The 7605-nt window shown below is 36.1% G+C and carries 8 protein-coding genes and 1 pseudogene; 8 read left to right on the forward strand and 1 reads right to left on the reverse strand.

Annotated elements, in window-relative coordinates; all coding sequences use genetic code 11:
* The 7 genes and pseudogenes from MVY38_RS05415 to MVY38_RS05450 all read left to right on the forward strand — a co-directional run.
* The coding region (locus MVY38_RS05415; RefSeq protein ID WP_297484141.1) for a hypothetical protein at positions 1 to 741 on the forward strand (741 nt) is incomplete at its 5' end.
* Positions 742 to 1285: 544 nt separating this feature from the next.
* Positions 1286 to 1576 (forward strand): hypothetical protein, encoded by a 291-nt coding sequence (locus MVY38_RS05420; protein ID WP_297484142.1) that lies wholly within the window; start codon positions 1286 to 1288, stop codon positions 1574 to 1576.
* Positions 1577 to 2085: 509 nt separating this feature from the next.
* Positions 2086 to 2787: pseudogene (locus tag MVY38_RS11035) on the forward strand (DUF1566 domain-containing protein); the annotation flags it as partial.
* Positions 2788 to 2866: 79 nt separating this feature from the next.
* Entirely contained in the window at positions 2867 to 3370 is a 504-nt protein-coding gene (locus MVY38_RS05435) for a YeeE/YedE thiosulfate transporter family protein (protein ID WP_297484144.1), read from the forward strand.
* Positions 3370 to 4029: a YeeE/YedE thiosulfate transporter family protein gene (locus MVY38_RS05440; protein WP_297484145.1), complete on the forward strand. Its 660-nt coding sequence runs from the start codon at positions 3370 to 3372 to the stop codon at positions 4027 to 4029. Before MVY38_RS05435 ends, MVY38_RS05440 begins: the two co-directional genes overlap by 1 nt.
* 57 nt (positions 4030 to 4086) lie before the next feature.
* Positions 4087 to 5505, forward strand: a complete 1419-nt coding sequence (locus MVY38_RS05445; protein ID WP_297484147.1) for an aldehyde dehydrogenase family protein — start codon at positions 4087 to 4089, stop codon at positions 5503 to 5505.
* A gap of 2 nt (positions 5506 to 5507) precedes the next feature.
* On the forward strand, positions 5508 to 5948 hold the full coding sequence (locus tag MVY38_RS05450) for a DUF523 domain-containing protein (protein ID WP_297484149.1): 441 nt from the start codon (positions 5508 to 5510) through the stop codon (positions 5946 to 5948).
* 4 nt (positions 5949 to 5952) lie between these two features.
* Here the strand turns inward: MVY38_RS05450 and MVY38_RS05455 are convergent, their stop codons facing one another.
* Positions 5953 to 6765 (reverse strand): hypothetical protein, encoded by an 813-nt coding sequence (locus MVY38_RS05455; protein ID WP_297484151.1) that lies wholly within the window; start codon positions 6763 to 6765, stop codon positions 5953 to 5955.
* 181 nt (positions 6766 to 6946) lie between these two features.
* Between MVY38_RS05455 and MVY38_RS05460 the strand changes: the two genes are divergently transcribed.
* A partial coding sequence (locus MVY38_RS05460) for a nitrous oxide reductase accessory protein NosL (protein WP_297484153.1) occupies positions 6947 to 7605 on the forward strand: 659 nt, incomplete at its 3' end.

Raw genomic sequence — 7605 nt, forward strand, 5'->3', positions numbered from 1 at the left:
TTTGCAGCTCTCAAAAATGATGGAACTATTATATCATGGAGTAATTATCAAGCAGGAACACAAATTAAAGAGGTAAAAACTGTTTATTCTAATGGAAGTGCTTTTGCAGTTCTCAAAAATAATGGTAGTGTTGTGACTTGGGGCAATAGTGACGATGGAGGTGATAGTAGTAGCGTCAGTGACCAACTTACAGATATAAAAACTATTTATTCTAGTGTAGGTGCCTTTGTAGCTCTCAAAAATAATGGTAGTGTTGTAACTTGGGGAGATAGTAACCATGGAGGTGATAGTAGTAGTGTCAGTGACCAGCTTACAGATATAAAAACTATTTACTCAACCTATGGTGCATTTGCTGCTCTAAAAAATGATGGCAGTGTTGTGACTTGGGGAGATAGTAACTATGGAGGAGATAGTAGTAGTGTCAGTGACCAGCTTACAGATATAAAAACTATATACTCCAATAAGGATCAGGCATTTGTAGCTCTTAAAAACGATGGAACAGTAGTAACTTGGGGCGGAGTTTATAATTTTATAAATGGAAACTATATAATGATGAACCATTCTAATAGTTTAATCAATAAGCTTACAGATATAAAGGAGGTATTTCATACTGTCCAATTATTTGCAGCATTAAATAGTAAAGGAGAACTTATTATTTGGGACAATTTTAACGATGCAGGTGATAGTCGAGGAGTAAGTGACAAATTTGTCAATATACAAGCAGTATCAAAATCTTATTAAAAAACTTGTGAAGACATTAGTAGTACTGTGCTAATGTCTTTAAACTACCCACTTTATATATGGTTAGGTACTTAGCTCTTTTAAAAAATAAAAAACAATCTTGGTTCAAATATTGATTACAAGTAAATTACTTCACCAAATTCTGGTTCTATATTTGTAGTTGAGCTAACCCACTTAACTACATAGTATGGTGCTTTTTTAGGAAACTTTATGATAAAAGGCTTTGTTGATGGATTAGACTTAATTAAAAAAACGGGGGTTTGAAAACCTTTATAAACTTCGGTATATTGGTAAGAAACCAAGGTATTTCTATAATGGATTATAAAAAAGCTCTAAAATATGCCCAAAATGCTCTTTAAAAAATATTATTAAAATAGGAAAAAGAAGAAGTATCCAGAGATATTTATGCAAAGATTGTAAGTGTAAATTTCAACACAAAAGGCGACTAGAACAACTCCATAAAATTATATTTGAAGAGTACTTTTTGCATCGCCAAACTCTCAAACAATTATCAGCTAAATATAGCAAATCAATTCCTTAGATAATGAAGCAAAGAGATGAGTATATTGTTGAATGTAAAGTTCACAATCCAAGACCAGTAAATCTTATTTGTGATGCTACTTTTTATGGAAAAAGAAAAGACAAATTAGGCACATTGGTTTTTAAAGATAATGAGTCCAAAGAGATACTAATTTGGAAGCACATTGAGAGTGAATTAGTAAAGGATTATAAATATCTCAAAGATGAGCTATTAGACAGAGGCTATACTATTCAAAGTGTTACTCTTGATGGCAAGAGAGGCTTATATAAGGCTTTTAAAGATATTCCAATATAAATGTGCCACTTCCATCAGAAAAAGATAGTTCAGAGATATATCACGCTGAGACCTAAACTTGAAGCTGGTAAAGATCTCAAGAAAATAGTTTCAAGACTTACTCAAATTACAGAGAAAAATTTCACTCAAAAGTTGGATGAGTGGTATGAAAAATATTAAGATTTTTTAGAAGAGAAATCAATATCTTCAACTACTGGAAAGCTTCATTATACTCATCCAAGAATTAGATCAGCTTACAGAAGCTTGAGAACAAACTTGCCTTATCTTTTTACATATAAAAACTATAAACATCTATCAATTTCAAACACTACAAATGCACTGGAAGGTGATGTGTTCTCGCACATGAAAAATATGATTAGTTTGCATCGTGGATTAAGTAAAAGCTTGAAGCTAAATTTAGTTGATTATTATTTGGTGAATTATCAAAAAAGATGAATTTTCAAACCCCCGTTTTTTTTAATTAAGTCGAAGATGATGGTGCAAGTGATACCAATGATGCAAGACGTACTCAATCAAGCTACGCGGTTTGTAGTGCATTGACTTTCAACTCAAAATCAGACTGGAGAGCTCCGAGTGCGCGAGAGATGATGTCCCTTTTTAATTTTCAAGGCTCTGGAGTAGATGGCTTTGAAAATATTTCCACTTCAAGTACAGGGTACTGGACAGTGACAAAAACGCTGGAGTCAAGCAGTTATAATAGTGATGAATATCTCTATGTCGTAATGCCAAAATCAACAGTAACATCTAATGAAGCAAATGACAAAATGCATATGTGTGTGCGCACGGTAAGTGAGCCTGCAGAAGATGCGCCTGAAATGGAGAAAGTTGCTGATGTCGTGATTGACTATAAAAACTCTTTGAAGTGGGAGGATGATGTCAATGTTACCTTAGATGGTGAGTGGGCAACTGCTATTAACCTTTGTGAAGATTTGGTGCTTGGTGGACATAATGACTGGAGAATGCCAAATATTAATGAGCTCGCAAGAACAGCAGGACATAGCATAAAACATTCAAGTGATGTGAACCAAGAGGGATACCCAAATAGTACAAACACACTTTTTACAGCAACATCATTTGGTGAAGAGTTTTGGTCATCTACGACAGATATGAGTGACACAACAAAGGCGTATTATTTGAATGGACGCTATGGAACAATATCGTCTGCATCTAAAGATACGACAAGAAAAACTCGTTGTGTAAGAACAAAATAGGAAAAAAATATGAGATTATGACTCTTTGTTATCAGATTTATAGTATAATGGCGTCCGTAAATTATTATAAGGATTACTTATGAAAAGAAGATTGCCGTGGTGGTTAGGTGGTATATTGATGGCACTGTTGCTACTTTTTACCTTCTCTATTTTTGGAGGCAATAGACCTCTTGGAGCATCTACATATGTTCCATACTTTGCAGGGGTTCTGTTTAATATGGACCCGAAAGATTATGTTTACTTACAACATGTAAGAAATCCTGGTGCATGGGAAGGTGTTATGCTTCTTGGCGCTCTGTTTGGTGGTTTTTTAACAGCTGTATTTGTTACAAAATCTTTTCGTTTTAGTGTAATGCCAACCGCATGGAAAGCATATAAAAATAGTTCTGTCGTTTCTCGTTTAGTATGGAGTTTTGTAGCAGGATTTTTCTTAATTATTGGCGCTAGACTTGCAGGAGGATGTACATCGGGACACTTCCTCTCAGGTATGAGTCAGACTGCGTTTAGTAGTATGATATTTGGTGGGGTAGTGCTTATCTCTCTTATTGTCACTGGAAAATTCTTTTATAAAGGAGAACAATAATGGGCTTATTTGACCGTATGATGAATATGTTTACTATTGTTGCAAATGAAGGGCATGGCTCTGTTGCTGTTGTCTTTTTAATTGGGATTCTTTTTGGAGGGATTATTCAATATACGCGTGTTGATAAATTTGAAAAGATTGCTGGTTTTGCAATGCTTAAAGATACAACTGTTCCAAAAATGCTCTTTTTAGCAATTGGAATTGCAGCTATTGGTCTCTTCTTTGAGGTAAAACTCGGTTATGCTTCGTACCACATTAAGCCGATGATACTCTCTGGTCTTATTGTTGGTGGTATATTATTTGGTGCTTCTATGGCAATTCTTGGGAAATGTCCAGGAACAGGTCCTATTTCTATTGCTGAAGGGCGTATAGATGTTTTAGTGGGTGCTATTGGTGGTATATTGGGTGCGTATGTATTTACAAAATATTATGACTCGTTTTTTGAACCTTTAATGGGTAAAAGCTATGGGAAAGAGACACTGCTTAACACTATGGGAGCTCATGCTTCTTGGTTTGTTTTCGTATTTGGTATTGCACTTATTATCATAGCGATTAAAATACCGACGATGGAACTTTTAGATGAAGCTGATCTTTCTAAACTTACAGAAGAAGAGAGAGCTGAAATAGAAGCAAATACAAAGTTTGAAATTATAAAATAGATGCTATAATCTTCTCATACAACTAAAGCATTAATGCTAAAGATATGGGAGTTTACAATGCATAACGCAAAAATATTTTTCGGCTCAAACGCAGCTTCAAAAGAACAGGTAAGTGAGAGACTCTCTCCATATAGTGGGGAGGTGGTTTCCACTGCTCCTATGTGTGATGCAGAGGATGCTAAAAAAGCTTTACAAATTGCACAAGATGCTGCAAAATTCGCAAAAAAATCAACGCTTGCACAACGCTGTTCATGGATACTTGATGTAGCGCAAAAACTGCGTGAAAATAAAGAAGATATAGCTCGTACTATTACTGATGAGGTGGGTAAACCCATAACATTTTCTCGCGTGGAAGTGGAGCGTTGCATTGAGACACTTACACTCTCTGCTGAGACGATGCGAACGATGTCAGGTGAGACTATAAATACTGATGCATATGCTTCTGGCAAGAAGACAATGGCATTTTTTCGCCGTGAACCTGCAGGTGTCGTGGTAGCTATTACCCCTTTTAACTTTCCACTCAATCTTGTAGCGCATAAACTCGGTCCTGCACTTGTAGCAGGAAATGCAGTGGTACTCAAACCAACTCCCGAAGCACCGCTTACCGCGTACAAATTTGCGAAGCTTTTCATTGAGAGTGAGTATGCAATTCCTGATGCACTTTCAGTTGTATATGGCGATGCGGAAGTCGGTTCTGCACTTATTAGCTCCAATATTCCTCGCGTTATCTCTTTTACAGGAAGTGTTCCTGTTGGAAATATCATTACAAAAAATGCAGGCATCAAAAAAGTAGGATTAGAGCTTGGTGGAAACGCAGCGACTTTCATTGAAAAGTCAGCAGATTTGGCTTATGCTGCGACAAAATGTGCCTTAGGTGCTTTTGTGAACTCTGGGCAGGTCTGCATATCTTTACAACGCATTTATGTGCAAGAAGAGATTTATGATGAGTTTGCCGAACTAATGGCAGCAGCGACAAAAAAACTTAAAGTTGGCTCACCGTATGATGATGATACTTTTATGGGACCGCTTATTGATGATGAGTCTTGTGCGCGTGCGATGGCATGGGTTGAGTCTGCCATAGAAGAAGGAGCCATTCCTCTGCTGCTTCCGCGTCTGGAGGGAAGAACATTTTACCCATGTGTAATGGCAAATGTGCGTGATGATATGAAAATAGTTTGCGAAGAGGTCTTTGCTCCGATAGTTTCACTTGTAAAAGTAGATAGTTTTTATGATGCCGTAGAGCGAATGAATGACTCTCCATATGGCTTGCAATTTTCCATTTTTACAAATGATTTGAACCTCACAAACCGTGCTATAGATGAGCTTGATGCAGGTGGAATTGTCATTAACGATATGCCGACACTGCGTTTTGACATCCAGCCTTATGGTGGTGTAAAACTCTCAGGAGTAGGGAGGGAAGGTCCTCGTTTTGCCATAGAAGAGATGACAGAGATAAAATCTGTAGTGATTTGCTAAAAATGAAGAAAAAAGCCCTTGTGTCAGCCTGTATTTTAGGTGAGTACTGTCGTTATGATGGAAAAACAAAGAAGATAAACGCAGTTATAGAGGCGTTGGGGGATGAATATGAAATTATTCCTTTTTGTCCTGAAGCACCACTCTTTGGAACACCTAGAGAGCGTATAAATGTAGTAGAAAAAGGTGACAAACTACGCATTATCACCGATGAGACAGATGTAGATGTAACGCTGCGTTTAGAAGAGGAGATAGAAGGATTTTTAGAGAAGCATCCTGCATTTGACCGCATAGTTTTAAAGTCAAAATCTCCAAGTTGCGGCTACAAAACAACCCCCGTTTTAAATGAAGCAAAAGAGCAACTTTATCTGGGAAGTGGGATTGCAGCAAACATTATCTCTCAACACTCTCCTCAAATAGAGATAGAGAGTGAGTTAGATTTTTGAGAATCTATTTGAAAAGATTCTCAAAATACTCTTCAATATCTCCTGGAGTAGAAGAGATACTCATAAATTGCCCCATACTGAGTTTTGGAAAACTGAGTGCAAGGTAGTATTTTGGATGCATGATTTTTGCTTTATCATTCTCTACAAAGACCATATATGGTAAAAAAGCTGTGTTTTTTTCACCTTTTATATCTGAAACATATGATTTTTCACCGTTCTTTGTAGGCATAGCAACACCAAGAAGTGTTCCCTCTTTGAGTTTTATTTCAAATATGATGTTGTTACCTGCATTTTTCTTGAGCTTTTCTAAAAGGTTTTTTCCCTTAGCTACTTCTAGCATATCTTCATAGTATGGCATACCCATCATAAAATGATACCCTTTGATGTCATCTTCATCAAGTGCATCAGCTGAACCTGTAAGCTTTCCAAACGCAGTCGCAAGTGCAGAGTTGATACTTTTTGCAGTTGCATCTGTATAATTATCTTCGATAAATGCACGCATAAAGTATTCTGGATTTGTAAAGACCAAAGTATTATCTTTTTTGTCTATAAGTACTTTTTGCACGGCTGCAAAACTGTTGTCATCATCTTTTGATGCCTCTTGTTGCATAGCTGCGTTTGTATATGCGATTACATGGTAGTTAGGGTTTGACATGGCATTATACTCACCAACGACTTTAAATCCTTGTGTAGTTAAGGCAGATTTTACTGCGTCGCTGTTTTTAAACGCAGCATATTCATAAGTGCTGACATCTTTAGCCATCAGCGTTGAAGTAAGGAGTGCAGCAAGTGCTCCTGAGAGTAGTAGTTTATTCATTAAATCTCCATTGTTATTAGATAGAATTATTATAATTAATTATAGTGTTATTGTCAATTGTTTTCATATATAATGAAAAAATATTATATGAAGTGTGAAGTTTTTAGAGCTTCATTTACTAAATTAACATTTATGTAACACTTTTAGAATATACTTCATAAATTCAATTAAGGTTAGTGTTATGCGTAATAAATTTATAGTCTCTTTTATGGGATTGTTGACAATTGGTTTAGTAACTCTTCTAAACGCAGCAATGTTTCAAACTGTGCCAGCTTCAAAGGCTAAGTTGTTGCAAACAGGCGAACAGAAGCAGTTTTGTAATGTTTGTGGTATGAATCTTGTAATGTTTTATAAAACTAATTATGCAGTTTCTGTTAATGGCAAAGAGAAACAATACTGCTCTCTTCATTGTCTTGTAGAAGATAGAGATGAAAATCATGCAAACCCTCAGGACATCAAAGTCGTGGCTGCTGATACATTGAAATTTATAGATGCAAAAAAAGCTTATTTTGTTGTTGGTTCTTCTAAAAAAGGAACTATGAGTATGGTAAGTAAATATGCTTTCTCAAGCTTAAACGCAGCAAGTAAATTTGCAGCAAAATTTGGAGGAGAGGTTACTGATTTCAATGCTGCAATAGAGGCAGCGAAAGAAGACTTTCCAAAAGATTCGCATATGATAGGTAAAAAGCAGCATAAAATGTCTCAAATGGGTGCAATTATCTATGAAAAAAAGTGTACAAAGATAGATAAAACTTTTGATTCAGTTGCCAAAGCAAAGGCATTTGTTGTCTCTAAAAAAGTTTGTAAAGATTTGAATCCTAAAGAACTTCAAGCAGTTGG

Origin of the sequence: Sulfurimonas sp., from assembly GCF_027056685.1 — a bacterium.
GTDB lineage: Bacteria > Campylobacterota > Campylobacteria > Campylobacterales > Sulfurimonadaceae > Sulfurimonas.

Coding starts and splice junctions, on each gene's coding strand:
- MVY38_RS05450 (WP_297484149.1), top strand. CDS start 5,508: ATGAAGAAAAAAGCCCTTGTGTCAGCCTGTATTTTAGGTGAGTACTGT.
- MVY38_RS05445 (WP_297484147.1), top strand. CDS start 4,087: ATGCATAACGCAAAAATATTTTTCGGCTCAAACGCAGCTTCAAAAGAA.
- MVY38_RS05440 (WP_297484145.1), top strand. CDS start 3,370: ATGGGCTTATTTGACCGTATGATGAATATGTTTACTATTGTTGCAAAT.
- MVY38_RS05455 (WP_297484151.1), bottom strand. CDS start 6,765: ATGAATAAACTACTACTCTCAGGAGCACTTGCTGCACTCCTTACTTCA.
- MVY38_RS05435 (WP_297484144.1), top strand. CDS start 2,867: ATGAAAAGAAGATTGCCGTGGTGGTTAGGTGGTATATTGATGGCACTG.
- MVY38_RS05420 (WP_297484142.1), top strand. CDS start 1,286: ATGAAGCAAAGAGATGAGTATATTGTTGAATGTAAAGTTCACAATCCA.